The 26134-nt window shown below is 55.8% G+C and carries 27 protein-coding genes and 1 other annotated feature; of the genes, 18 read left to right on the forward strand and 9 right to left on the reverse strand.

Going from position 1 to position 26134, the window contains the following annotated elements; translation table 11 throughout:
- Nucleotides 1–478: 478 nt before the first annotated feature.
- The gene (locus NKJ21_RS26240; protein WP_023340354.1) at nt 479–2908 is read left to right on the forward strand and encodes a glucose/quinate/shikimate family membrane-bound PQQ-dependent dehydrogenase; all 2430 of its coding nucleotides are present in this window, start codon (nt 479–481) and stop codon (nt 2906–2908) included.
- 275 nt (nt 2909–3183) lie between these two features.
- On the opposite strand, the gene NKJ21_RS26245 is transcribed toward NKJ21_RS26240, so the two are convergent.
- Complete coding sequence (locus tag NKJ21_RS26245) at nt 3184–3480, reverse strand: YciI family protein (protein WP_008804420.1); 297 nt, start codon at nt 3478–3480, stop codon at nt 3184–3186.
- Nucleotides 3481–3690: 210 nt separating this feature from the next.
- On the opposite strand from NKJ21_RS26245, the gene tonB reads away from it, so the two are divergent.
- Nucleotides 3691–4437 carry a TonB system transport protein TonB gene (gene tonB, locus NKJ21_RS26250; RefSeq protein ID WP_022065331.1) on the forward strand — a complete coding sequence of 249 codons (747 nt, stop codon included), beginning with the start codon at nt 3691–3693 and terminating at the stop codon, nt 4435–4437.
- Nucleotides 4438–4479: 42 nt separating this feature from the next.
- On the opposite strand, the gene NKJ21_RS26255 is transcribed toward tonB, so the two are convergent.
- The 3 genes from NKJ21_RS26255 to pfkB form a co-directional block, all read right to left on the reverse strand.
- A complete protein-coding gene (locus NKJ21_RS26255) occupies nt 4480–5352 on the reverse strand; it encodes a fructosamine kinase family protein (RefSeq protein WP_012541366.1) in 873 nt (290 codons plus the stop codon).
- Between the two features lie 105 nt (nt 5353–5457).
- Nucleotides 5458–5742, reverse strand: a complete 285-nt coding sequence (gene ghoS / locus NKJ21_RS26260) for a type V toxin-antitoxin system endoribonuclease antitoxin GhoS (protein WP_008804429.1) — start codon at nt 5740–5742, stop codon at nt 5458–5460.
- A gap of 92 nt (nt 5743–5834) precedes the next feature.
- Nucleotides 5835–6767 carry a 6-phosphofructokinase II gene (gene pfkB / locus NKJ21_RS26265; RefSeq protein WP_008804430.1) on the reverse strand — a complete coding sequence of 311 codons (933 nt, stop codon included), beginning with the start codon at nt 6765–6767 and terminating at the stop codon, nt 5835–5837.
- Nucleotides 6768–7121: 354 nt separating this feature from the next.
- On the opposite strand from pfkB, the gene NKJ21_RS26270 reads away from it, so the two are divergent.
- The 10 genes from NKJ21_RS26270 to ihfA all read left to right on the forward strand — a co-directional run bounded on the left by NKJ21_RS26270 (nt 7122) and on the right by ihfA (nt 15989).
- On the forward strand, nt 7122–7880 hold the full coding sequence (locus NKJ21_RS26270; protein ID WP_008804431.1) for a YdiY family protein: 759 nt from the start codon (nt 7122–7124) through the stop codon (nt 7878–7880).
- A gap of 270 nt (nt 7881–8150) precedes the next feature.
- Complete coding sequence (locus tag NKJ21_RS26275) at nt 8151–8384, forward strand: hypothetical protein (RefSeq protein WP_012541368.1); 234 nt, start codon at nt 8151–8153, stop codon at nt 8382–8384.
- A 432-nt stretch (nt 8385–8816) separates the two neighbouring features.
- A complete protein-coding gene (gene thrS, locus NKJ21_RS26280) occupies nt 8817–10745 on the forward strand; it encodes a threonine--tRNA ligase (RefSeq protein WP_008804433.1) in 1929 nt (642 codons plus the stop codon).
- Nucleotides 10746–10748: 3 nt separating this feature from the next.
- The gene (gene infC, locus NKJ21_RS26285; protein WP_012967832.1) at nt 10749–11291 is read left to right on the forward strand and encodes a translation initiation factor IF-3; all 543 of its coding nucleotides are present in this window, start codon (nt 10749–10751) and stop codon (nt 11289–11291) included.
- Nucleotides 11292–11387: 96 nt separating this feature from the next.
- Nucleotides 11388–11585 carry a 50S ribosomal protein L35 gene (rpmI, locus tag NKJ21_RS26290; protein WP_001124225.1) on the forward strand — a complete coding sequence of 66 codons (198 nt, stop codon included), beginning with the start codon at nt 11388–11390 and terminating at the stop codon, nt 11583–11585.
- A 50-nt stretch (nt 11586–11635) separates the two neighbouring features.
- On the forward strand, nt 11636–11992 hold the full coding sequence (rplT, locus tag NKJ21_RS26295; protein WP_000124850.1) for a 50S ribosomal protein L20: 357 nt from the start codon (nt 11636–11638) through the stop codon (nt 11990–11992).
- A gap of 118 nt (nt 11993–12110) precedes the next feature.
- Nucleotides 12111–12235: a sequence feature (Phe leader region), on the forward strand.
- On the forward strand, nt 12116–12160 hold the full coding sequence (pheM, locus tag NKJ21_RS26300) for a pheST operon leader peptide PheM (RefSeq protein ID WP_001386830.1): 45 nt from the start codon (nt 12116–12118) through the stop codon (nt 12158–12160). (Overlaps the previous feature by 45 nt.)
- A gap of 63 nt (nt 12236–12298) precedes the next feature.
- A complete protein-coding gene (pheS, locus tag NKJ21_RS26305; RefSeq protein WP_008804435.1) occupies nt 12299–13282 on the forward strand; it encodes a phenylalanine--tRNA ligase subunit alpha in 984 nt (327 codons plus the stop codon).
- 15 nt (nt 13283–13297) lie between these two features.
- Nucleotides 13298–15685: a phenylalanine--tRNA ligase subunit beta gene (gene pheT, locus NKJ21_RS26310; RefSeq protein ID WP_080928525.1), complete on the forward strand. Its 2388-nt coding sequence runs from the start codon at nt 13298–13300 to the stop codon at nt 15683–15685.
- Nucleotides 15686–15689: 4 nt separating this feature from the next.
- The gene (ihfA, locus tag NKJ21_RS26315; RefSeq protein WP_002909098.1) at nt 15690–15989 is read left to right on the forward strand and encodes an integration host factor subunit alpha; all 300 of its coding nucleotides are present in this window, start codon (nt 15690–15692) and stop codon (nt 15987–15989) included.
- A 52-nt stretch (nt 15990–16041) separates the two neighbouring features.
- On the opposite strand, the gene NKJ21_RS26320 is transcribed toward ihfA, so the two are convergent.
- From NKJ21_RS26320 to NKJ21_RS26330, 3 genes are read right to left on the reverse strand one after another with little or no spacing between them, the layout of a single operon-like run.
- Nucleotides 16042–16395 (reverse strand): RidA family protein, encoded by a 354-nt coding sequence (locus tag NKJ21_RS26320; protein WP_080928526.1) that lies wholly within the window; start codon nt 16393–16395, stop codon nt 16042–16044.
- Nucleotides 16392–17645, reverse strand: coding sequence for a D-amino acid dehydrogenase (locus NKJ21_RS26325; protein ID WP_023297833.1), 1254 nt, complete (start codon nt 17643–17645; stop codon nt 16392–16394). The genes NKJ21_RS26320 and NKJ21_RS26325 overlap by 4 nt, the downstream gene beginning before the upstream one ends.
- A 49-nt stretch (nt 17646–17694) precedes the next feature.
- Entirely contained in the window at nt 17695–18609 is a 915-nt protein-coding gene (locus NKJ21_RS26330) for a LysR family transcriptional regulator (RefSeq protein ID WP_008804439.1), read from the reverse strand.
- A 277-nt stretch (nt 18610–18886) separates the two neighbouring features.
- Between NKJ21_RS26330 and NKJ21_RS26335 the strand changes: the two genes are divergently transcribed.
- Together NKJ21_RS26335 and btuC are read left to right on the forward strand one after the other, a co-directional pair.
- A complete protein-coding gene (locus tag NKJ21_RS26335) occupies nt 18887–20320 on the forward strand; it encodes a gluconate:proton symporter (protein WP_254733358.1) in 1434 nt (477 codons plus the stop codon).
- A gap of 123 nt (nt 20321–20443) precedes the next feature.
- Nucleotides 20444–21430 (forward strand): vitamin B12 ABC transporter permease BtuC, encoded by a 987-nt coding sequence (btuC, locus tag NKJ21_RS26340; RefSeq protein WP_101139171.1) that lies wholly within the window; start codon nt 20444–20446, stop codon nt 21428–21430.
- A 36-nt stretch (nt 21431–21466) separates the two neighbouring features.
- Here the strand turns inward: btuC and NKJ21_RS26345 are convergent, their stop codons facing one another.
- Nucleotides 21467–22267 carry a MetQ/NlpA family ABC transporter substrate-binding protein gene (locus NKJ21_RS26345; protein WP_002909085.1) on the reverse strand — a complete coding sequence of 267 codons (801 nt, stop codon included), beginning with the start codon at nt 22265–22267 and terminating at the stop codon, nt 21467–21469.
- 236 nt (nt 22268–22503) lie between these two features.
- On the opposite strand from NKJ21_RS26345, the gene NKJ21_RS26350 reads away from it, so the two are divergent.
- The 4 genes from NKJ21_RS26350 to selO all read left to right on the forward strand — a co-directional run bounded on the left by NKJ21_RS26350 (nt 22504) and on the right by selO (nt 25906).
- The gene (locus tag NKJ21_RS26350; protein ID WP_008804442.1) at nt 22504–23055 is read left to right on the forward strand and encodes a glutathione peroxidase; all 552 of its coding nucleotides are present in this window, start codon (nt 22504–22506) and stop codon (nt 23053–23055) included.
- The gene (gene btuD, locus NKJ21_RS26355; RefSeq protein ID WP_008804443.1) at nt 23055–23804 is read left to right on the forward strand and encodes a vitamin B12 ABC transporter ATP-binding protein BtuD; all 750 of its coding nucleotides are present in this window, start codon (nt 23055–23057) and stop codon (nt 23802–23804) included. The genes NKJ21_RS26350 and btuD overlap by 1 nt, the downstream gene beginning before the upstream one ends.
- Before the next feature lie 81 nt (nt 23805–23885).
- Nucleotides 23886–24350, forward strand: coding sequence for an NlpC/P60 family protein (locus tag NKJ21_RS26360; protein WP_002909082.1), 465 nt, complete (start codon nt 23886–23888; stop codon nt 24348–24350).
- Between the two features lie 113 nt (nt 24351–24463).
- A complete protein-coding gene (selO, locus tag NKJ21_RS26365; protein ID WP_094284983.1) occupies nt 24464–25906 on the forward strand; it encodes a protein adenylyltransferase SelO in 1443 nt (480 codons plus the stop codon).
- A gap of 29 nt (nt 25907–25935) precedes the next feature.
- On the opposite strand, the gene hemP is transcribed toward selO, so the two are convergent.
- Entirely contained in the window at nt 25936–26115 is a 180-nt protein-coding gene (hemP, locus tag NKJ21_RS26370) for a hemin uptake protein HemP (protein WP_012967843.1), read from the reverse strand.
- Nucleotides 26116–26134 lie beyond the last annotated feature (19 nt).

Here is a 26134-nt window from a genome sequence, read left to right on the forward strand (position 1 = left end):
CGGTTCAGTACCTTGCGAAAACCGGACATTAATCCCCGTTTATTCCATGGCTTAATATCGGCAGGGAGAAATTACCCGCATCAACATGCTTATCCAGTCAATGTAAAAAAAAGAGCAATAACCATAAATTAGGCATTTATCCAATCTAATGTCGATGTGAAATGAATAAATGTCGATATATTATTCTGTGTTATTTATTTGTTGTAGTCATTTCTTTTTAATCCTTCCTGGCGTTTTTTTAGCTTTATCACAATAGTGTCGCGCAAAAAACAATCAATAAATAAATAAAATACAAGATCTTACATAACGGACTTACACAATTTATTAACAATTAAATATAATTCCCGACATCGATGTTTTATCGCCATTTTCTATCCCGGCATTATGCTTCATTTATGCCGTTTGGCTTACTGCGGGGAAAACATCGATAGTTAAATAAGAAATAGTTTTATTTCATGGTGTTATCAGGAGAGTTATTATGTCAAATACGAATCCCCGCTCATCCGGCTGGTTAGGCCTGTGGTGCCTGCTGGTCGGTGTGATACTGCTTGCGACAGGCCTGTTCTTTGTCATCGGCGGTTATAAACTGGTTTCCCTGGGGGGAAGTTGGTATTTCCTTATTGCCGGGGTTATTACCCTGCTCGCCGCGATTCAGTTTTTCCGCCGCAGGTCGTCCGCGGTGTGGCTGTTTGCTCTGGTATTCGTGGGTACCCTGATTTGGGCACTGTTTGATGCCGGCTTCGACTTCTGGCCGCTCGTTTCCCGTTTGATGGTACCCGCCGGGTTGATGCTGCTGGCGGCGGCCACCTGGCCTGCGCTACGTAAGCATGAAGGAAAGCCTTACAGCACCAAAGGGGCATGGGGGGTCTGCGTTGTTCTGGTTATCGCCATGGGCGTCACCTTTGTTCAGATGTTTCAGCCCCATCCCACAGTGGCGTTCAGCGGCGAGAAATTACCGCTGGTGCCGGTAAAAGAAGACGTTAAACAGCAAAACTGGGACCACTACGGCAATACTGCCGGCGGTAGCCGCTTTGTGGCGTTGGACCAGATCACGCGTGACAATGTAAAAAACCTGAAACCCGTCTGGACCTTCCATACTGGCGACACCCCGTTAAGCCCGGATGGCAATGGCGCAGAAGATCAGCAAACACCGCTGCAGGTAGGCGATCGTGTTTTCCTCTGTACCCCGCATAACAATGTGATCGCCGTCGATGCCGATAGTGGAAAAGAGATCTGGAGAGCGGAAATTAATGCGAAATCCGCCATCTGGATGCGCTGCCGAGGCCTGGCGTATTTTGATGCGACGAAGCCACTGACGCAGCCCACTGTGGCAGGCTCCACACCGGTTCTGCCGGCACAGGTCGCGCCAGGTGCAGCATGCCAGCGTCGCATCCTGATGAATACGATTGATGACAGATTGATCGCCTTAGACGCAGATAACGGCCAATTCTGCCCGGACTTCGGGACGAACGGCAGCGTGAATCTGCGAGAAGGGATGGGCGCAGCGGCAGATCCAAGCTATGTGTTGACTTCAGCCCCGACGCTGGCTGGCACCACGGTGGTGGTTGGAGGCCGCGTGGCGGATAACGTCAGTACTGACATGCCTGGCGGCGTGGTGCGCGGTTATGACGTGATTACCGGCCAGCAGCGCTGGGCATTTGATCCGCGTAATCCGGATCCCAATCATGTTCTGCAACCGGGGGAACATTACAAACGCAGTTCCGCTAACTCCTGGGCGCCCATGTCCTGGGATGCGTCGATGAATACCCTCTTTATTCCGATGGGGAGCTCCTCTGTTGACCTGTGGGGCGCAGACCGTATTCAGGGCGATCACAAATACGCCACTTCAATCCTGGCGCTGGATGCGACCACCGGGAAAGAGAAGTGGGTATACAAGACCGTGCGTAACGATCTGTGGGACTTCGATGTCCCGATGCAGCCAAGCCTGGTCGATTTCCCGACCAAAGAGGGCAACAAACCCGCCGTGGTGGTGGGGACCAAAGCGGGTCAAATCTATGTACTTGATCGCCTGACGGGTCAACCGCTTACCGAAGTGAAAGAGGTCCCGGTGAAACCGGCTGATATCCCAAATGAACAGTATCCGGCGACGCAGCCGCGCTCTGTTGGGATGCCGCAGATTGGGGCGGAAACCCTGAAAGAATCTGATATGTGGGGGGCAACGCCGTTTGATCAGCTGGTCTGTCGTATCAGCTTCAAATCGATGCGTTATGACGGGCTGTACACCATGCCGGGGACCGATGTTTCCCTCAGCTTCCCGGGCTCTTTGGGAGGAATGAACTGGGGCAGCCTGTCTACCGATCCGAACAACCACTATATCTTCGTCAATGATATGCGTCTGGGTCTGTGGGTGCAGCTGATTAAGCAGGACCCACAAAGCGCGGTGGCCAACACCGGTGGTGAAGCGGTGAACGCCGGGATGGGGGCGGTCCCGATGAAAGGAACACCGTACTCGGTCAACAAAAACCGTTTCATGTCGCCGCTGGGGATCCCATGTCAGAAACCGCCGTTTGGTACGCTGTCCGCGATTGACCTGAAAACACAGAAAATCGTCTGGCAGGTGCCGGTCGGTACCGTCCAGGATACCGGTCCGTTTGGCATAAAAATGCGTGCTCAGATGCCGATCGGTATGCCGACGCTGGGTGGAACCCTGGCAACTCAGGGCGGCCTGGTGTTCATTGCCGGAACCCAGGACTACTACCTGCGCGCCTTCGATTCATCTACGGGTGAAGAAGTCTGGAAAGCCCGTCTTCCGGTAGGAAGCCAGGGGGGACCCATCAGCTATGTTTCGCCGAAGACCGGCAAACAATACATTCTGATTTCCGCCGGTGGAGCCCGCCAGTCGCCGGATCGCGGTGACTACGTGATTGCCTATGCGCTCGATAAGTAACAGATAATTGGATCAGCGATAACGATCAGAGGCCCCCGCCGGACAGCGGGGGCTTTTCATATTAATGCATGGATGGTGTGGCGTTGTGTTAGGCGACGATGTTGAGGCAGGAGAGGGGATCTGACCCTGTACAGGACATGTCAGTGAGAGAACAGCCAAACTTTTCGCGTGATGGAAAAGGGCGACATTTTAATGTTGTGTACCAAAATGCGCCCTTTAATCTGATGGCCTGGTGTCTTTTTATGGCTAACCAGAAAAATAGCAGGGAATATTTATCAAAACACTTTCTTATAAGGCTTAACAGAGACCTGGCGGTAGACGCCAGCCGCAATATACGGATCATCATTGGCCCAGGACTGCGCCGCTTCCAGCGACTCAAACTCGGCAATCACCGTTGAGCCGCTGAACCCTGCTGCGCCCGGTTCGTTGCTGTCAACGGCCGGCATTGGCCCGGCGGTAAGCAGCCGGCCTTCATCGTGTAAGAGTTGCAGACGCGCGAGATGCGCAGGGCGAACCGAGAGCCGCTTTTCCAGAGAATCGGCGATATCTTCAGCGTAGATAACGTAAAGCACGGCAAAGCTCCTTATCAATAATCAGGCGAATTACGTTAAGTTAAACCGCCCTGGACTGCAATGCAAAGATGCATACCGGTGTCGAATGCGCTGCCGACGCGGCTTTTTTCTGCAAATGGTGGCAAAAATTGACTCAGGTTAATACGCCTTATTGAATATGATTGCTATTTGCATTTAAAATCGGAGCATCATTTTTCAACAGAAACGACTATGAGCGCAATGACCCTTGATTTACCTCGCCGCTTCCCGTGGCCAACGCTGCTGTCCGTGGCTATCCACGGTGCCGTTGTGGCGGGGCTGCTTTATACCTCGGTACATCAGGTTATTGAACAGCCTTCTCCGACGCAGCCGATTGAGATTACGATGGTCGCGCCGGCCGATCTTGAACCGCCCCCGGCGGCACAGCCAGTCGTGGAGCCCGTTGTCGAACCTGATCCTGAGCCGGAACCCGAGGTGGTGCCTGAACCGCCGAAAGAGGCGCCGGTGGTGATCCATAAACCGGAACCGAAGCCGAAGCCTAAACCCAAACCGAAACCCAAGCCGGAGAAAAAGGTTGAGCAGCCGAAGCGGGACGTGAAGCCGGCAGCAGAGCCGCGTCCGGCCTCGCCGTTTGAAAACAACAACACGACGCCAGCGCGCACCGCGCCAAGCACCTCGACCGCGGCCGCCAAACCCACCGTTACTGCCCCGAGCGGCCCGCGGGCGATCAGCCGTGTCCAGCCGACCTATCCGGCCCGCGCCCAGGCGCTGCGCATCGAAGGGACGGTACGGGTGAAGTTTGACGTGACGCCAGATGGCCGAATCGACAACCTACAGATCCTCTCTGCCCAGCCGGCCAATATGTTTGAGCGCGAAGTGAAAAGCGCGATGCGCAGATGGCGTTACGAGCAGGCAAGACCGGGAACCGGCGTGACGATGACTATCAAATTCCGTCTGAGTGGGGTCGAGATCAACTGATAATGCGTTGCGGCGGACCCCCTGGTCCGCCGTGAGTCTTGTCTAACGCGTTTTTTCCGTCAATACATCGTCCAGCGCCTGCTGGACCGTCACCAGGTGCTGGCCACCAAACAAAATCGCCCGGTTCAGCAGGGTGTACAGCTGATAGATGGGCTGGCGATCGAGAAAACCTGCTGGCAGCGGTGAAACGGACTGGTAGCCGTCATAGATCTGCGGCGGTTGTTCCGGGTGCATCGGCAGCATGGCTAAATCGCACTCGCGATCGCCCCAGTAGCAGGCCGGATCGAAGATATAGGGGCCATCTGGTCCTAAGGCGCAGTTACCGGACCACAGGTCACCATGGAGCAGTGAAGGTTGCGGCTGATGGTTGGCCAGCCGCTGCTGAACCACATCGACTAAGGTATCGATATCGCCAAAGTGCAGCCCTTTCTCCGCCGCCAGCTCCAGTTGCCAGCCGATACGCTGCTCGGCAAAGAACACCGACCAGCGACGCTGCCAGGCGTTGGGCTGCGGCGTGGTGGAAAGATCGTTGTCGAAATCCAGACCAAACTGCGGCTGATCGCTCCACTGATGCAGATGCGCTAACTGCTGGCCGAGCAGGAAGGCATTATGCGCATCCAGCGGACGGGGAGGGAGGTATTCCATGACCACAAAACTGTAGTCACGGTCGCTGCCGACCGCATAGACCTGCGGCACGCGAACGGTTTTGCTTCGCGACAGCAGTTCCAGCTGATCGGCCTCGGCGGTGAAGATGGGCAGAAGCTCACGTTCGTCGCATTTCACGAAGTAATCTTTCCCGCCGAAGCGTAAATGCCAGGCCGAATGGATTTCCCCACCGGGCAGCTCGGTTTTCAGTTCGATTTCAGCGTTTTCGGAATGCCAATCGCGTAAAAGTGTACTGATTGCTTGCCACATGCTGTCTCTCCCCATGTTTTCCACCATATCATAAGGTTAGCGCACTGCTACCGGGTAAACCTGGAACTGACGCACAACTGACGCTTTCCGTTGCGTTAAACGCACTTATTGAGCTTTTAACCACTCGGCGAATGTGCTGACCGTAATCTCTGCCGGGCGGCCCAGAGCCGATTCCGCCAGCCCTGCGCTGAGGGCCTTAACTTCATCAGCATCCTGGGCGCTGAGCAGGCCAAAGGTGTTGGTCCCCAGCTCATGGGGATTGCCGTCTTCATCATTGAGCGTCAGTACGAACCCGGCGCGGGTAAAGTGGTTGCTGACCTCGTTGATCTCCGTCAGCGCCTGTTCGTGAAAGGTGACGCTGACGACCCAGGCGGTTATCTCATTGCTCATCTCTACACCCCATTGTTATCCATAGCCTTTCCAGCATAGACCATCCAGCCAATATCGTGGCTCCCTCCGCCAGCGCGGAGGGGCAGGGAAGATCAGCGACCGCAGAGATAATCGTAGATTTTTTGCGTATTGGCCTGCGAGCAGAGACGGGTGCCCTGATTGATTGTCGCGGCGCTACCGGCGGCGACGCCAAAGCGAACCATATCCTCCAGCCCGGCGTTTTCCGCCAGACGCAGGGTCATGGCGCCCACCATGCTGTCGCCGGCGCCGACGGTGCTCTGGCTTTTCATCGGCGGCGGCACCACCTGAACGCTGCCGCTGGCGTCAACGCCTAACGCCCCCTGCGGCCCGAGCGAAACCACCACCCGGCGTACTTTACCGGACTGGATCAACGACTGGGCGGCAAGGCGTACGTCATCGGGTTGGCTCAGATCGCGCTGTACGAGGGCGCTGAGCTCTTTCTGGTTCGGCTTCACCAGCTCAATATTGCCGACGTCCAGCGCCGCAGCCAGCGCGTCGCCGGAGCTGTCGATAATGCAGCGCAGTCCCTGCTGTTGCGCATTTTTCACCAGTTGCATCAGGTTTTCGACGCTGATACCTGGCGGCAGGCTGCCGCTTACCACCAGCAGTGAGCCGGGTTCGATAGTCAGGACTTTCTCTTCCAGCCGACGGAACTCATCATCCGTCAACGCTGCGCCGGGCATGACAAAGCGATATTGTTCGCCGCTGGCGGCCACGTGAACGTGCAGGTTTTGCCGCGTCCAGTCTCGGGTTTCGACGGTCTCGACCGGCACTTGCTCATCGGCCAGCAGGGCTGCTAAGTGCTCGCCGGTGGCGCCGCCAACCGGGAAAATGGCGGTGGCTTTGCCGCCAAGAAAGGTCACGGCACGGGCAACGTTGATCCCGCCGCCGCCGGGCTCAAATACCGGCGCGCTGCAGCGGAGTTTACCTTCGGGATAAATCTGCGGGGTCTGCGTGGCGCTATCCAGCGAGGGGGCCAGCGTTAACGTATAAATTTTGGTCATTCCTTCTCCTCCTTAATACGGCGACTGTACTTTATTTAAGCATGGCACGATGACTCCGGGAGGGAAAGTGATGTTCCTGCGAGATTTGCAAAGAAGCCTGTATTTTCATTATGAAATAAAGATTGTTTCCGGAGCTGTCTTATTCAAAAAACGAAAGAGTAAGTGATTGCTATGTTATTCGTGCTTTTTTATAATTTGCTACCTTTCTTAGGACCTGCACACCGCGATCCTCGCGAAAGTTTCCGGGACCCTCAGGTCTCTTTTATGTTGTACGGACGCTAAATTCAATGAGCGGGTAAGTTGTGCCTGTTCATCATTTGTACTGTCCTAAAAAATGTATTTTAGAGAGTTATAATGAAGCTTTTAAAGACAGTACCCGCAGCGGTTATGCTGGCGGGGGGGCTTTTTGCGTCTGTTGGCGCAATGGCCGATGATTCTGTATTTACCGTCATGGATGACCCTTCCGCTGCTAAAAAACCTTTCGAAGGTGTGGTTAACGCAGGCTACCTGGCGCAGTCCGGCAACACCAAAAACTCCTCGATGACGGCAGATTCCACCTTGACCTGGTATGGTAATACCACCGCCTGGTCGCTGTGGGGGAATGCCAGCAACACCTCTTCCAACGATGAGCGATCCTCAGAAAAATATGCAGTCGGTGGGCGTAGCCGCTACAACCTGACCGATATGAACTATATCTTTGGTCAGGGGAGCTGGCTGACCGACCGCTATAATGGCTATCAGCAGCGTGATGTCCTGACGGCGGGTTATGGTCGTCAGATCCTTAACGGTCCGGTGCACAGCCTGCGGTTTGAATTCGGTCCTGGCGTTCGCTATGACGAGTTTACCGATGGAGAAACCGACACTCAGCCGCTGGGTTACGCCTCCGGCACCTGGGCCTGGCAGATGACCGATAACGCCAAATTTACGCAAGGGGTCTCGGTGTTTGGCGCTGAGGACACCACCGTCAACTCTGAGAGCGCGTTAAACGTGGCGATTAACGCCCATTTCGCGCTGAAAGTCGCATACAACGTGACCTGGAACTCGGCGCCGCCTTCCTCAGCGCCGGAGCATACCGATCGCCGAACCTCGCTGTCCCTTGGATACAAAATGTAATATTTTCAGGCCGGGTTTTCCCGGCCTGTTCGTTTTAAATTTAGCAATGAGTGCCATTATTTTTTCTGGCCTTTCGTTTTAGTTTTTATAAAAAGAAATAGCCCTCCATCTTTTCTCCATTATTCCCGGTTTGTTGACAAATATTCATTCTATTTGACACGAAAAGCTAAATATTCGACGGACAAATATGTGATCTGGATCTATAATGATATGCACTGACCGGGCGGAGAAATCGCGCGGTCTGTCTTCCGTAATAAGAGAATGAATATCATGAAAAACACTTCATTTACCATCGCAGCCCTGGCGCTGTGCGTGCTTTCCTTTGGCGCATCCGCTGCCACGCCCGTTCCGCCATCAGGCAACCAGGACCATACTCAGGTTGGCATCGCCAAAGCGACTGACGTTGAGGCTGGCTCGAATATCGCCCCCGGTTCCCGAACTACCGGACAGTCCATGAGCGATGCCTTTAATGTGCATACGCTGGTGGCCGGCGAGTGGTCATAATATACCAGACCTTTATTTCGCCGTACGTCAATTAAGCCGGGTGGAGCGGTACCGGTTTAACGCGCTGTGTTAAAGATTAAGTATGCAATATCATTGCGTCTCTACTATCACGTCCGAATAATATTATCCGGCTTTGCCGGGGATTATTCTCGCCTGCAGTAGCAGGATATTCGTCTTTTTATCTCAATCTCTCTTGTTTTCTCCACATTCCGCCATCATTTATACGCTTGCGGCTTTAATCACGTACCAATGATGTGTAAACTACTCACCGGTGTTATCAGCAGGCGGTGGCAGGCGGGAACGGTCTATCCGGTCGTCCTCCTATTTTCGCAGAGTGAAGCGGGAACTGCGCCTTAACCTGATGATAATTATGATTATATAGTTTTGTATGTGCTCTTTCGTGTGGGGCACCACTGCAAATAAGGACATAAAATGCCTGTAATTACGCTTCCTGATGGCAGTCAACGCCATTTTGACCACGCTGTTAGCCCCATGGATGTTGCGCTGGATATCGGTCCAGGCCTGGCGAAAGCCACCATTGCCGGGCGGGTAAACGGTGAACTGGTAGACGCCTGCGACCCGATCGAAACCGATTCCACTCTCTCTATTATCACTGCGAAAGATGAAGAAGGGCTGGAGATCATTCGTCACTCCTGTGCGCACCTGTTAGGCCATGCCATTAAACAGCTGTGGCCCAACACCAAAATGGCTATCGGTCCGGTTGTTGATAATGGCTTCTACTATGACGTAGACCTCGACCACACCCTGACTCAGGAAGATATCGACGCGCTCGAAAAACGTATGCATGAGCTCGCCGAGAAAAACTACGATGTCATCAAGAAGAAAGTCAGCTGGCACGAAGCGCGTGAAACCTTCGTGAAGCGCGGCGAAACCTATAAAGTTTCTATTCTTGACGAAAACATTGCTCATGATGATAAGCCGGGTCTGTATCATCATGAAGAATATATCGATATGTGCCGCGGCCCGCACGTACCGAATATGCGCTTCTGTCATCACTTCAAGCTGATGAAAACCGCCGGTGCCTACTGGCGCGGCGACAGCAACAATAAAATGTTGCAGCGTATCTACGGTACCGCGTGGGCAGATAAAAAAGCGCTGAATGCCTATCTGCAGCGTCTTGAAGAAGCCGCCAAGCGTGACCACCGTAAAATTGGCAAGCAGCTTGACCTGTATCATATGCAGGAAGAGGCGCCGGGGATGGTGTTCTGGCACAACGACGGCTGGACTATCTTCCGTGAACTGGAAACCTTTGTTCGTTCTAAACTGAAAGAGTACCAGTATCAGGAAGTCAAAGGTCCGTTCATGATGGACCGTGTGCTGTGGGAAAAAACCGGCCACTGGGACAACTACAAAGATGCGATGTTCACCACCTCTTCTGAGAACCGTGAATACTGCATCAAGCCGATGAACTGCCCGGGCCACGTGCAGATCTTCAACCAGGGATTGAAATCCTACCGCGATCTGCCGCTGCGTATGGCGGAATTCGGTAGCTGCCACCGTAACGAACCGTCTGGCGCGCTGCACGGTCTGATGCGCGTTCGCGGCTTTACCCAGGATGATGCGCATATCTTCTGTACTGAAGATCAGGTTCGCGATGAAGTGAACGCCTGTATTCGTATGGTCTACGATATGTACAGCACCTTTGGCTTCGAGAAGATCGTCGTCAAACTGTCAACTCGCCCGGAAAAACGTATCGGTAGCGATGAGACCTGGGATCGCGCGGAAGCGGATCTGGCGGTGGCGCTGGAAGAAAATAACATCCCATTTGAGTATCAACTGGGCGAAGGGGCGTTCTACGGCCCGAAAATTGAATTTACCCTGTATGACTGCCTCGATCGCGCATGGCAGTGCGGAACGGTACAGCTGGACTTCTCTCTGCCGCAGCGTTTAAGCGCCTCTTATGTGGGCGAAAATAACGAGCGTCAGGTACCGGTCATGATTCACCGTGCGATTCTCGGTTCCCTGGAGCGCTTCATTGGCATCCTGACCGAAGAGTTCGCTGGCTTCTTCCCAACCTGGATTGCACCAGTGCAGGTAGTGGTCATGAATATTACCGATTCTCAGGCTGAATACGTTAACGAATTGACGCGTAAACTACAAAATGCGGGCATTCGTGTAAAAGCAGACTTGAGAAATGAGAAGATTGGCTTTAAAATCCGCGAGCACACTTTACGTCGTGTCCCGTATATGTTGGTCTGTGGCGACAAAGAAGTCGAAGCCGGCAAAGTGGCCGTGCGCACCCGTCGCGGGAAAGACCTCGGCAGCATGGACGTAAGTGAAGTGATTGAGAAGCTGCAACAAGAGATTCGCAGCCGCAGTCTTCAACAACTGGAGGAATAAGGTATTAAAGGCGGAAAACGAGTTCAAACGGCACGTCCGAATCGTATCAATGGCGAGATTCGCGCCCTGGAAGTTCGCTTGACAGGTCTGGAAGGCGAAGCTTTGGGTATTGTGAGTCTGAGAGAAGCTCTCGAAAAGGCTGAAGAGGCCGGAGTAGATTTAGTTGAAATCAGCCCTAACGCCGAACCGCCAGTTTGTCGTATCATGGACTACGGCAAGTTCCTTTATGAAAAGAGTAAGTCTTCTAAGGAACAGAAGAAAAAGCAAAAAGTTATCCAGGTTAAGGAAATTAAATTCCGTCCTGGGACCGATGATGGTGATTACCAGGTAAAACTCCGCAGCCTGGTTCGCTTTCTCGAAGATGGCGATAAGGCTAAGATCACACTGCGTTTCCGCGGTCGTGAGATGGCCCACCAGCAGATCGGTATGGAAGTGCTTACGCGCGTCCGTGACGATCTGAGTGAACTGGCAGTAGTCGAATCCTTCCCTACGAAGATCGAAGGCCGCCAGATGATCATGGTGCTCGCTCCTAAGAAGAAACAGTAAGGCCTTCAAGTAGCGATGTCAGTGGAGCCTTAGGGCTTCACTGATGTTGTTCGCCTATGTTTCGTTTATTAACAATGCGAAGTGGAAGTTATTAAGATGCCAAAAATTAAGACCGTACGCGGTGCTGCTAAGCGCTTCAAAAAAACCGGTAAAGGTGGTTTTAAGCACAAGCACGCTAACCTGCGTCACATTCTGACTAAAAAAGCTACCAAGCGTAAACGTCACCTGCGTCCGAAAGCCATGGTTTCCAAAGGCGATCTGGGCCTGGTTATCGCGTGCCTGCCGTACGCATAAGTCGTTAACGTTTAACTTTTTTAACTTAGAATAGATACAGGAGAGCACACATGGCTCGCGTAAAACGTGGTGTAATTGCACGTGCACGTCACAAGAAAATTTTGAAACAAGCTAAAGGCTACTACGGTGCGCGTTCTCGCGTATACCGCGTTGCCTTCCAGGCTGTTATCAAAGCTGGTCAGTACGCTTACCGTGACCGTCGTCAACGTAAACGTCAGTTCCGTCAACTGTGGATTGCACGTATCAACGCAGCAGCACGTCAGAACGGTATTTCTTACAGCAAATTCATCAATGGCCTGAAAAAAGCCTCTGTTGAAATCGACCGTAAGATCCTGGCTGACATCGCCGTATTCGACAAAGTAGCGTTCACCGCTCTGGTCGAAAAAGCGAAAGCAGCTCTGGCATAAGCCAGTTGAAAGAGGGAGCTTGTCTCCCTCTTTTCGTTTCAACACCATCAATACATTGACTTTTATCGGCGCAGGCTTTTCAATACAGGTCTGACGTTTCTTACCAGACAAGGTAATGCAAGCATGAATGCTGCTATTTTCCGCTTCTTTTTTTACTTTAGCACCTGAACTCAGGAGGCTAGCGCGTGAAAGAAGAAACGGAAAACAGCGCCAGAAAGCCTCCCCTGTGGAGGCTTTTTTCGTATATGGATTCGGGATATTAATTTCACTATAACCGGTGTCTGCACCGACATAATGAGGAAAACCATGTCACATCTCGCAGAGCTGGTTGCCAGTGCCAAGGCAGCCATTAACGAGGCATCAGATGTTGCTGCGCTGGACAACGTCCGCGTGGAATACCTGGGTAAAAAAGGGCATCTGACCCTGCAAATGACCACCCTGCGTGAGTTACCGCCGGAAGAGCGTCCGGCAGCCGGCGCGGTCATCAACGAAGCGAAAGAGCAGGTGCAGCAGGCGCTGAACGCGCGCAAAGCTGATCTGGAAGGCGCAGCGCTGAATGCGCGTCTGGCCGCAGAGACCATTGACGTCTCGCTGCCGGGACGCCGCATTGAAAATGGCGGCCTGCATCCGGTCACTCGCACCATCGACCGTATTGAAAGTTTCTTCGGTGAGCTCGGCTTTACCGTGGCGACTGGCCCGGAAATCGAAGATGATTACCACAACTTCGATGCGCTGAATATTCCGGGTCATCATCCGGCGCGCGCTGACCACGACACTTTCTGGTTCGATGCCACTCGCCTGCTGCGTACTCAGACCTCCGGCGTGCAGATCCGCACCATGGAAAACCAGCAGCCGCCCATCCGCATTATCGCGCCGGGCCGCGTCTATCGTAACGACTACGACCAGACCCATACCCCGATGTTCCACCAGATGGAAGGTCTGATTGTTGATAAAAACATCAGCTTCACCAACCTGAAAGGGACGCTGCACGACTTCCTGAACAACTTCTTTGAAGAAGACCTGCAGGTGCGCTTCCGTCCGTCCTACTTCCCGTTCACCGAGCCGTCCGCAGAAGTTGACGTGATGGGTAAAAACGGCAAATGGCTGGAAGTGCTGGGCTGCGGGATGGTACACCCGAACGTGCTGCGTAACGTCGGTATCGATCCGGAAGTTTACTCCGGCTTCGCCTTCGGTATGGGGATGGAGCGTCTGACCATGCTGCGTTATGGCGTGACCGATCTGCGCGCGTTCTTCGAAAACGATCTGCGTTTCCTCAAACAGTTTAAATAAGGGCAGGACAGAACAATGAAATTCAGTGAACTGTGGTTACGCGAGTGGGTTAACCCGGCGATCGACAGCGAAGCGCTTTCCGATCAGATCACCATGGCGGGCCTCGAGGTCGACGGCGTTGAGCCGGTTGCCGGCAGCTTCAACGGCGTAGTGGTCGGTGAAGTGGTGGAGTGCGGCCAGCATCCAAATGCTGACAAACTGCGCGTCACCAAAGTCAACGTGGGCGGTGAACGCCTGCTGGACATCGTCTGCGGCGCGCCAAACTGCCGTCAGGGGCTGAAAGTCGCCGTGGCGACCATCGGCGCCGTGCTGCCAGGCGATTTTAAAATTAAAGCGGCGAAGCTGCGCGGCGAGCCGTCAGAAGGGATGCTGTGCTCTTTCTCCGAGCTGGGTATTTCCGACGACCATAGCGGTATCATCGAACTGCCGGCGGATGCGCCGATCGGCACTGATATTCGTGAATACCTCAAGCTTGACGATAACACTATCGAAATCAGCGTCACGCCAAACCGTGCCGACTGCCTGGGTATCATCGGTGTGGCGCGCGATGTCGCTGTGCTGAACAAAGCGCCGCTGAACGCGCCGGAAATCACGCCGGTTGCCGCGACCATTGACGACGTGCTGCCGATTCAGGTTGACGCGCCGCAGGCGTGCCCGCGCTATCTGGGCCGCGTGGTGAAAGGCATCAACGTCAAAGCGCCGACCCCGCTGTGGATGAAAGAGAAGCTGCGCCGCTGCGGGATCCGCTCCATCGACGCGGTGGTTGACGTGACTAACTATGTCCTGCTTGAGCTGGGCCAGCCGATGCACGCCTTTGACCGCGACCGTATCGAAGGCGGGATCGTGGTGCGCATGGCGAAAGAGGGTGAAACCCTGGTGCTGCTCGATGGCTCTGAAGCGAAGCTCGACAGTGACACCCTGGTTATTGCTGACCATAACAAAGCGCTGGCGATGGGCGGGATCTTCGGCGGGGAACACTCCGGCGTTAACGACGAAACCCAGAACGTGCTGCTGGAATGCGCGTTCTTCAGCCCGCTGTCCATTACCGGCCGCGCGCGCCGTCATGGCCTGCACACCGATGCCTCTCATCGCTATGAGCGCGGCGTCGATCCGGCGCTGCAGTATAAAGCGCTGGAGCGTGCCACGCGTCTGCTGATCGACCTCTGCGGCGGTGAAGCCGGCCCGGTGATCGACGTGACAAACGAAGAGACCTTGCCAAAACGCGCCACCATTACCCTGCGTCGTAGCAAACTGGATCGCCTGATTGGCCACCATATCGATGACGCGCAGGTCACCGACATTCTGCAGCGCCTCGGCTGCGAAGTGACGGTGGGTCAGGACGAATGGCAGGCAGTCGCCCCGAGCTGGCGTTTCGACATGGAGATCGAAGAAGATCTGGTCGAAGAAGTGGCTCGCGTTTATGGCTACAACAACATTCCTGATGAGCCAGTACAGGCGGGTCTGATCATGGGTACCCATCGTGAAGCCGACCTGTCGCTGAAGCGCGTAAAAACGCTGCTGAACGACAAAGGCTATCAGGAAGTGATCACCTACAGCTTTGTTGACCCGAAAATCCAGCAGCTGATCCACGCCGGGGAAGAGGCGCTGATCCTGCCAAGCCCGATCTCCAGCGAAATGTCGGCGATGCGTCTGTCGCTGTGGACCGGCCTGTTGGGTACCGTGGTCTACAACCAGAACCGTCAGCAGAGCCGCGTGCGCATCTTTGAGAGTGGCCTGCGCTTCGTGCCGGATACTCAGGCGCCGCTGGGCATTCGTCAGGATGTGATGCTGGCCGGGGCGATCTGCGGCAACCGTTACGAAGAGCACTGGACGCTGGCGAAAGAGACGGTCGATTTCTATGATCTGAAGGGCGATCTGGAATCCGTACTGGATTTAACCGGTAAATTGGCCGACATCGAGTTCCGTGGCGAAGCGATCGCCGCGCTGCATCCAGGTCAATCCGCAGCGATTTATCTTAAAGGTGAACGCATTGGTTTCATTGGGGTTGTTCATCCGGAACTGGAACGTAAACTGGATCTGAACGGTCGCACTCTGGTGTTCGAACTGGAGTGGAACAAGCTCGCAGACCGCGTGGTGCCTCAGGCGCGCGATATTTCCCGCTTCCCGGCGAACCGTCGTGACATCGCGGTGCTGGTCGCGGAAAACGTGGCTGCTGCCGATGTTTTAGCCGAATGTAAGAAAGTTGGCGTAAATCAGGTAGTTGGCGTAAACTTATTTGACGTGTACCGTGGTAAAGGTGTGGCGGAAGGGTATAAGAGCCTTGCGATTAGCCTGATCCTGCAGGATACCAGCCGTACACTCGAAGAAGAGGAGATTGCCGCTACCGTTGCCAGATGTGTAGAGGCATTAAAAGAGCGATTCCAGGCATCATTGAGGGATTGAACCTATGGCGCTTACAAAAGCTGAAATGTCAGAATATCTGTTTGATAAGCTTGGGCTTAGCAAGCGGGATGCCAAAGAACTGGTCGAGTTGTTTTTCGAAGAGATCCGTCGTGCTCTGGAAAACGGAGAACAGGTCAAACTCTCCGGGTTCGGCAACTTCGATTTGCGGGATAAAAACCAACGCCCGGGACGTAACCCGAAGACGGGGGAGGATATTCCCATTACAGCCCGGCGCGTGGTGACCTTCAGACCCGGTCAGAAGCTGAAAAGCCGTGTCGAAAACGCGTCGCCGAAAGACAAATAATCTGAACTAATTAAAAAGGCCGCATTGCGGCCTTTTTCTTTTCTACACGTCCTTACGCTTTGACGGCGGTGAGCATGATCTCCACCAGGATATCCGGTCGCGCCATCTCCGCCTGTACTGCTGCTCGCGCCGGGCTCTGGCCTTCCGGCATCCACTGTACCCACATGTCATTGAATGCGACAAAATCACGTTCGATATCTTTCAGCCAGATCTGCGCGGAGAGAATTTGCCGCTTATCGCTCCCGGCAGCCGCCAACAGGGCATCGATCTTCTCCAGCACTTCACGGGTTTGTAAAACGATATCGTCTTCGCTGCTTTTTGGCGTCTGCCCGGAGAGGAACAACAGATTGCCATACGCAACGCTGGCGGAAAGGCGAGGTTGTGGATTATTGCGAATAATGGTCATGCGGTTTGTTTCCATGTGAGACCTTCTAAAGAAATAGTGGGTGCCTGATTGTCGATTAACGCGCCCAGCACCACCGCGCTGCCGGCGGCGAGGGTAAAGCCGAGACTACCCTGGCCGAGGTTCATCCATAGATTGGGGTATCCGGCGCGACCCAGCATCGGCGGGCCTGCTGGTGTTGACGGGCGCATGCCGGTCCAGGCTTCGGCCTTGTCCAGCCCTTCGAGTTCGGGAAAGCTGCGGGCGACGATGTTTTTCAGCGCCTGAATGCGGCTCTCGCGCAGTTGGTCGCCGTCATAGCCGATGTCCACCATCGCCGCGATGCGCAGTTGTTGGCCAAGGCGGGCATAAACGATTTTGTGCCCGTAGTCGGTGACGCTGATGTCAGGGGCAATACCTGCTTTTTCAGGATAGGGCAGGGTCAGGCTGTACCCCTTCAGGGCGCACAGCGGCACGCGAACCCCCAGATGCCCAAGCAGAGGACCACTGCCGTTACCGGCGGCAACGACATAATCATCGCCGGTGATGGTTCCCCGGTTGGTCTCCAGGGCGCTGATGCGTCCGCCGCGCTTATTGAGCTGCTGCACCTCACAGTGCGTCAGCAGGCTAAAGTCGTTGCTGGCATTGAGCTTGTCGAGCAGGGCAAGGCAGAACTGATGGCAATCTGCCGTTTCATCGCCCGGCGAATAAATTCCGCCCTGCAGCGAAGGGCTGATATGTCTGAGTGCCGGCTCCAGTTGCAGACAGGCGTCAGCATTCAGCGCTTGCTGATACTGAGGATCTATCCCTTTTGCCGCTTTAATAAAATCATATTCGCGGCGATGGATAATTAATTTACCGCTGCGCCGCCAGTGAAAATCGGCAAGATTATCCTCATCCAGCCATGACTGCATGACCTGACGGCTGAGCAACGACAGGCGCAAAATATGATCGCCGTTCATTTTATTGGTCTGGCTATTACAGGCACGCAGGAACTGCAGCAGCCAGCGCCACTGCTGGAAAGACATCTTAAGACGCATATTCAGCGGCGAATCGGCTTTGCCCATCCATTTAATCCCCTGCAGGGGAACGCCGCTATCGGCAAGGGGGGCAACGTAGCGATAACTTAATTGTCCGCCGTTAGCAAAACTGGTGGCACTGCCCGGTTCAGCATTGCGCTCCAGTAATTGCACCTGATGGCCGCGCTTAATCAGTTCCCAGGCCGTGGCCAGACCGACCACGCCGCCGCCGATAATGACAATGCGTTTGTTCATAACCCGATATATCCACCGCTAATCAATTTATCGGGTTATGTCAAAGCATTTACCCCAGCGGCGCAATTGACTTTTTATGGTCAGGGTATAACCGCAGGTTAATCTCCTTGAGTTGCTGGCGCAGACGCTGGCAGAGAAAATCGACGAACTTTTGCGCCATTGGACTCAGCGAAACATCGGCCCGGCGCAGCAGGCAGAGGTTGATGGCAATCGGCGGCGTAATGGGGTGGATCATCTCTGGAGCCAGGTTGTGCTGGGCGGAAAAGATATCTGTGATGCTGCAGCCCATGCCGCGCTTCACGAACTCGGTAGCCATATAGTAGGTCTGAACGTTAAGCCGGGTGGTGGAAAAGTCGCGACGGGTGGCGATGGCCGCAGAGAGCGAGTGCGGCCCTGGCGAGATCCAGCGCTGCTGGTCGATCTGGCTGATGTCCACCGCCCCCTGACGATAATGACGGTCGATGTACACCAGCGGTACTTCGGCAATCAGGGTGGTCAGGATCTCTCCCTGCTGCACCGGCTGTAGCGTCAGCGCCAAATCTATCTCGCGCAAATCCAGTTTTTTGACCAGCGTCTCGGTGTGCTCGGTGGTGAGCGTCATCACCAGGTTGCTGTTTTGCTGATAAAAGTCGGTCACCAGCTCTGGCACCAGGCTTAATCCCAGACTCGGCAGGCAGCCTAAGGTGATTTTGGCGCGCGGATCGCGGGCCAGATTGTCGGCCAACAGGCGCAGGTTATCGAGGTCCTGATAAATGCTCTGCGCTTTTTCGAAAAGTGTGATCGCCTCGCTGGTCGGCAGCAGCTTGCCGCGCACCCGCTGAAAGAGGGTAAAACCCAGTTTCATCTCGGCGCTTTTTAGCGCTTTGCTGGCCGCTGGCTGAGAGATATTGAGCGCTTCCGCCGCCCGTGACAGCGAGCCGCAGGTCATTACGGCGTGAAAGATTTCCAGATGACGCAGTTTCATGAACAGTTAACTCAGGGTTATAGCCTACCGATAAAAAGTCATTATCCACTAACACAAAGTTAACATAAATTTAATCTCCAATCAGCGCTCCGGTTACATATTGTGCTGTAGACCCCGCCTGATGGCGGAATATTACGCTCTCAGAATCTATTCCTTTGTACCCAAACGCACCCTCAGGCTCGCGGCCAATAATGAAAAAGAGGGGGGATGTTTTCTGAGCAGGTCCCAATACACCTCCTGACCCTTACGGTCGGATTGATTGGCATTAAGGAGTGCTATGAGTGACTCAACGCTCACAGGCAATGCGCCTGTCAGACGAAATATCACGCGGAAAAACGTTATTACTGGTCTGTTATTGCTGCTGTTCGTGTTGATCGCGCTGTGGTGCCACGGTCGACCGGGCAGTGAGCTTGGCCTGCTGGGATTTACGCCGCTGGTGGCACTAGCGATATTATCGCTGATCGGCGTTGATATTGTGCTGGCGGTGATCTCCTCGATTATTATCGCCATGATAATGACCTCGACCGGCCTGCCGGAAATGGGCACGATGCTGGCGAAATCCACCGGGTCATTTATCGCCACGGTAGGGCTTATCATTATGCTCGGCGCCGGCGTGGGGGAAGTGGCCACCCGCACCGGCGCAGCGGTTGAGCTGGTGAAATTCGTGGTTCATCGTATTGGGCTGTCGAGCCAGACGCGGGTTAAGTTCGGCATTGTGGTGTCATCGATTTTAATTTGTGGTTCGCTGGGCACCATGGCCGGTGGTAACGCCATTATCGTGGCCGTGATCATTCCGGTGGCGGCAGCGGTACGCTTAACGCCGCCGACGGTCGCCGCGCTGATGATGACCGCCGGCTCCGTTGGGCTCTTTACCGGGCCCTTCACCCACAGCACCGTGACAATCCTCAGCCTCGGCGGGTTGAGCTATCCGGATTATCTGCTGTACGTCGGTCTGCCGATGAGTGCGGTGACGCTGCTGGCCGGCTGGATAATGGCGGGGCGGATCCAGAAGATGACTGAAGGCAAACTGCGCTATGACGTCGATCTTTCGGAGAAGCCAAAAGACGATCTCAGCGCCGCGCAGCAGCGTCGGCGTAAATTAAGCGCGCTGGCCTTCGCCGCGACGATCATTGTGATGGCGGTCGTTGGCGTGGTGATCAAAGCTGGCTTCAGCTTTGCGATTATCGTGATGCTGCTGGTGGCGCTGATGACCGGGCTGGTAGGTGGCCTGCGACCGACGCAGATCCTGCAGGCGCTGTATCACGGCTGCGGCCGTCTGGTGTGGATGTTTATCCTCTACTGGCTGTATAACCCAATCCTTGAACTGATGGATGGTCTGCATGCCTATCAGGGGCTGCTGGAGTATACCCAACCGCTGCTCGAGGGGATCTCCCCGGCCTGGCTGTGCTTTAGCATCTTCGCGTTCAATATTATCGGCCATGTGCCCGGTGCGGCGGTGGCGCAAATGACGTTTACCCATAAAATCTTTGGCCCGATGCTGATGGCCGCCGGCGTGCCGCCGCAGGGGACCACCGCGGTGCTGCTCGCCTCTTCTCAGGTGGACTGGTTCGGTCCGTTTCCCTCATCGGACATGTTCGGCCAGATGGGGCTGGCGCAGTCCACGCATCTGAAATATATGCTCTATAACGGCTGGGCAATCGTGGTGGCGAATATCATTCTCTTTGCGCTACTGTTTCAGATCCTGGTGTAACGAACGAACGCAGACGCGGGGGAGGTCTTCCTCCGCGTCGACGAACGGCCGCGAGGTTTTCCTTTTCTCACCGCGACACCCACCGTAAAATCAGCCTCTTGTTCCCACTGCGTAATGGAATCTATGCTGACTCTCGCCCATCTTCAACAGCGCCGTAGCCGGCGTTGGCTCTTCGGATTAACGCTGTTGCTCCTGGTCACCCTGCTGGTCAGCCTGTGCGCGGGCGATCAATGGATCCCGCCTGGGGAATGGCTGAGCGCGAAAGGCCAGTTGTTCATCTGGCAGATCCGCCTGCCGCGAACCCTGGCGGTGGTGCTGGTGGGGGCGGCGCTGGCGCTCTCCGGGGCGATTATGCAGGCGCTGTTTGAAAATCCGCTGGCGGAGCCGGGTCTGCTGGGCGTCTCCAACGGGGCGGGCGTCGGGCTGATTGCCGCCGTCCTGCTGGGCAAAGGAGTCTTGCCCGGCTGGGCGCTCGGGCTGTGCGCGATCCTCGGCGCGCTGCTGATCACCTTTATTCTGCTACGTTTTGCCCGCCGCCATCTCTCTACCAGCCGTCTGCTGCTGGCAGGGGTGGCGCTGGGGATCATCTGCAGCGCCCTGATGACCTGGGTGGTCTACTTCTCCACCTCTTTTGACCTGCGTCAGCTGATGTACTGGATGATGGGCGGGTTTGGCGGCGTCGACTGGCAGCAGCTGTGGCTGATGATAGCCCTCCTGCCGGTGCTCTGCTGGGTCTGTCTGCAGTCGCAACCCCTGAATTTACTGGCGCTGGGCGAGGTCTCCGCTCGTCAGCTTGGGCTGCCGCTGTGGCTATGGCGCAAGCTGCTGGTGGTGGCGACCGGCTGGTTGGTCGGCGTTAGCGTCGCGCTGGCGGGAGCAATTGGCTTTATCGGCCTGGTGATCCCGCACATTCTGCGGCTATGCGGTTTAAGCGATCACCGGGTGTTGCTCCCGGCCTGCATGCTGGCCGGGGCGAGCGCCTTGCTGGGGGCGGATATCATTGCCCGACTGGCGCTTTCCGCCGCAGAGCTGCCGATTGGCGTGGTGACGGCGACGCTGGGCGCGCCGGTCTTTATCTGGTTGCTGCTGCGTTCGCGGGGGCGGGGATAGCGCGGCGCCGTCGGCAGGGACGGCGCCGGTTCAGGCTTACCAGCCTTTGATCGCGTCGCCTTTGTAGACTTCCTTCGCTTTTTCCGCGACTTCGCTGGTCTGGAAAGCGGCTTTCAGCTCCTGAATTTTCTTGCTGTCCTTATTATCCTCGCGGGCGACAATCGCATTCACGTAAGGGGAATCCGGCCCCTCCATAAACAGACCGTCGCGGGCGGCCGACAGGCCCGCCTGGGCGGAGAAGTTGGTGTTAATGATTGACAAGCTAACGTTCGGATCATCAAGGGTACGGGTCAGCTGTGGGGTATCCACTTCAACAATTTTCAGCTGTTTCGGGTTGTCGATGATATCCAGCGTGGTCGGTAAATAGCCGACGCCCGGCTTCAGCTTGAGTAACCCCTGCGCCTGGAGCAGCAGCAGGCTGCGGCCCAGGGTGGTGGTTTCATTAGAAATGGTCACCGTCGCCCCTTCGGGCAGTTCGCTGATGTTTTTGATCCGGTGAGAATAGGCGGCGATAGGGAAGACAAAGGTTTTACCGACCACCGCAAATTTATAGCCGCGCTCTTTCGACTGCGCCTCAAGGTACGGCAGGGTCTGGAAGGCGTTGGCATCCACATCTTTGTTGTTCAGTGCTTCGTTGGGCAGCACATAATCATTGAAGGAGACCACTTCGACGTCGAGATGATATTTATCCTTCGCAACCTGCTCCACCACTTTCCAGATGGCTTCGTCCGGCCCGGTATTGATAGCGACTTTCACTTTATTATCTTCATCCGGAGAGCAGGCGCTCAGCAGGGCGACAGAGGTGGCGATTAACGCCAGGCTAAACAACTTCTTCATCAATAAAACTCTCTTAAATTAACAAGTAACGAAACCATATTACATTACCGGGACACTGTACACGGAAATGGTCGACTGCCCAATTGAGAGGATTTCATGTTGCTGGCGGCCAGCGAAGCGCTGTTACATCATGCGACAACTCGGGGGGATTGGCAGTAGAATGGCGGCCGCTGAATCCGCTACAGTAGATAGGGATCACCTTCACCGGAAACCGGTTTATCCATTGAGGACAGGCTATGCAACATGACATTCTGAATACCGAAGTGACGACCATTGATGGCGAGAAAACCACCCTGGCATCCTTTGCCGGCAAGGTGCTGTTGATCGTCAATGTGGCCTCGAAATGCGGCCTGACGCCGCAGTATGAGCAACTCGAGGATCTGCAAAAGCAGTTTGCCGGGGAGGGCTTTAGCGTGCTGGGGTTCCCCTGCAACCAGTTCCTCGGCCAGGAGCCGGGCAGTGAAGAAGAGATTAAGACCTTCTGCAGCACCACCTACGGCGTCACCTTCCCGCTGTTCAGCAAAATTGACGTCAACGGTGAACATCGCGCGCCGCTGTATCAAAAACTGATTGCCGCCGCGCCGAAAGCGGTGGCCCCGGAAGGCAGCGGTTTTTATGAGCGGATGGCCAGCAAAGGCCGGGCGCCGCTGTATGTGGACGACATTCTGTGGAATTTCGAAAAATTCCTCGTCGATCGCCAGGGCAACGTCATTGAGCGCTTCTCTCCGGATATGACGCCGGACGATCCGCAGCTGGTGGCGGCGATTAAAGGAGCGCTGGCGAAATAATGGCGTTTCTGATGCAGCTACAGGATGTAGAAGCGGCGGGGCGTCTGGCCCCGTTTTCTGCGGCCTTTCGCGCCGGGGAGATTGTCCACCTGGTGGGGCCGAACGGCGCAGGGAAGAGCACGCTGCTGACCCGCATGGCGGGGCTGTCCGAGGGCCCCGGCACGGTTCATTTTAACGGACGGCGGCTTGACGAGTGGCCGGCGACGGAGCTGGCGCGCCGTCGCGGATATCTATGTCAACACCAGACCCCGCCGTTCGCCATGCCGGTGTGGCACTACCTGACGCTGCATATGCAGCAGCAGGGCGATAGCGCCCGTCTGAGCGATATCGCGGCCAGGCTTGGTCTGGACAATAAGCTGGACCGTCAGGTTAATCAGCTTTCGGGCGGTGAGTGGCAGCGCGTGCGGCTGGCGGCAGTGATCCTGCAGATCGATCCCTTGAGTCATCCCGCGGGTCAACTGCTGCTGCTGGATGAGCCGATGAACAGTCTGGATGTGGCCCAGCAGGCGGCGCTGGATCGGCTGTTACGTGAGCTGAGCGCGGCGGGGATTGCGGTGGTGATGAGCAGCCACGATCTCAACCATACCCTGCGCCATGCCGGACAAAGCTGGCTGCTCTGCCAGGGGGAAGCCATCGCCTGCGGAGAGACCGCCGAGGTGCTGAATGAGGAAAATTTAACCGCTGCCTATGCGATCCCGTTCCAGCGCGTGGAGGTGGCCGGTCATATTATGCTCATCGCGTCACAGTAGCACGCAGTTATCTTGTCACTGTATTGATAAACAAGCTAAATTATTGCGATAAAGAGACTAGGGACAGAGGGATCATCTGAAATGCGCTTCTGGTTCATGTTGGCGGCGGCGTTAATTTTAGCCGGCTGCAGCAGCCATCGGGCACCGCCGCCGAATCCACGGCTGGCTGACTCCATCACGGTGGTGGCGAATCTGAACGAGCAGTTGCGTAGCTGGCGTGGCGCACCGTATCGCTACGGCGGCATGACGCCGCGCGGCGTCGACTGCTCCGGCTTCGTGGTGCGCACGTTTCGCGATAAATTTGCCCTCCAGCTGCCGCGTGAAACCCGCGAGCAGGCGGAAATCGGCACCCGTATCGATAAGCGCGATCTGCTGCCCGGCGATCTGGTGTTCTTCAAAACCGGCTCAGGGGAGAGCGGTTTGCACGTTGGCATCTACGATACCGACAACCAGTTTATCCATGCCTCCACCAGCCAGGGCGTCACCCGTTCCTCGCTGGATAACGTCTACTGGAACAAAAAGTTCTGGCAGGCGCGGCGTATCTGACGTCATTCAGAAGCAAGAGGGAAGCGAGCGCTTCCCTTTTTTATGCCGATAACCCTGCACTCCGCCCGTGTTAATCCGCTGTTTGAGGCACTACACTGAAGGAAGGAGGAACCATGACCCTTTCTTTTACCACCCACTGGCGGGATGAACTGCCGGATTTTTACACTTCCCTGTTACCGACGCCGCTGGATAACGCCCGACTCATCTGGCGTAACGCCCCGCTGGCGCAACAGTTGGGGGTGCCCGACGCCCTGTTCGCGCCTGAAAATGGAGCCGGTGTCTGGGGCGGCGAAGCGCTGCTTCCGGGCATGTCGCCGCTGGCGCAAGTATACAGCGGCCATCAGTTTGGCGCCTGGGCCGGCCAGCTGGGCGACGGACGCGGGATCCTGCTCGGTGAGCAGCAGCTGGCGGATGGTCGCCGTTACGACTGGCATCTGAAAGGCGCCGGCCTGACCCCCTATTCGCGGATGGGGGACGGGCGCGCTGTACTGCGCTCGACGATCCGGGAAAGTCTGGCGTCAGAGGCGATGCACGCCCTGGGGATCCCGACGACGCGCGCCCTGGCGATGGTGACCAGCGATACCCCGATCTACCGCGAGCGCGTGGAGCCTGGCGCGATGCTGATGCGGGTGGCCGAGAGCCATGTCCGCTTCGGCCATTTCGAACATTTTTACTATCGCCGTGAGCCGCAGAAGGTCCAGCAATTGGCCGACTATGTCATTCGCCACCACTGGCCGCAGCTGCAGGATGAGGCAGACAAGTATCTGTTATGGTTCCGTGACGTTGTCACGCGCACCGCGCAGACCATCGCCAGCTGGCAAACCGTGGGCTTTGCCCATGGGGTGATGAATACCGACAACATGTCGATTCTCGGTCTGACCATCGACTACGGCCCGTATGGCTTCCTTGACGATTTTCAGCCGGACTTCATCTGCAACCACTCGGATTACCAGGGGCGCTACAGTTTTGAAAACCAGCCGGCGGTGGGGCTGTGGAATCTGCAGCGTCTGGCCCAGTCGCTGTCGCCGTTTATCAGCGCCGAAGCGCTGAACGCGGCGCTGGATGATTATCAGCACGCCTTGCTGACCGCTTATGGCCAGCGGATGCGCGATAAACTCGGCCTGTTCAGCCAGCAGAAAGGGGATAATGACCTGCTGGACGGGCTGTTTGCCCTGATGATCCGTGAGAAGAGCGACTATACCCGAACGTTCCGCCTGCTGAGCCACAGCGAACAGCTCAGCGCCGCCTCGCCGCTGCGCGACGAGTTTATCGATCGGGCGGCTTTCGACAGCTGGTTTGCCGGGTATCGTGCGCGCCTGCGTGATGAACAGGTGGATGACGCGCAGCGCCAGCAGCGGATGCAGGGCGTAAATCCGGCGCTGGTGTTACGCAACTGGCTGGCGCAGCGGGCGATAGAGCAGGCCGAGGCGGGCGATATGGGCGAGCTGGAGCGCCTGCATGCCGCGCTGGCAGACCCCTTTACCGATCGCGAGGACGACTACGTCCGCCGCCCACCGGACTGGGGGAAACGTCTGGAAGTCAGCTGCTCGAGCTAACTCGCCTCGCCCCGCGCTCAGCGGGGCGCTTACTTGGTCAGAATTAACTTCCCGGCGTTGGTCTGGCGCAGCAGATAGCGCTGGCCGCCATGTTCGATGACTACCCGTCCTTCGCTACCTAACAGCACCCGACTGCTAATCTGCCTGTCCGTCGCCACGGGATAGGGGGCATTGTCTTTTGGTTTTTCAGCTGTGGCAGTGTTATCCATACGCGTCATAGCTCTCAAA

It is taken from the genome of Klebsiella sp. SWET4, assembly GCF_024296565.1.
Taxonomy (GTDB): domain Bacteria; phylum Pseudomonadota; class Gammaproteobacteria; order Enterobacterales; family Enterobacteriaceae; genus Klebsiella; species Klebsiella variicola.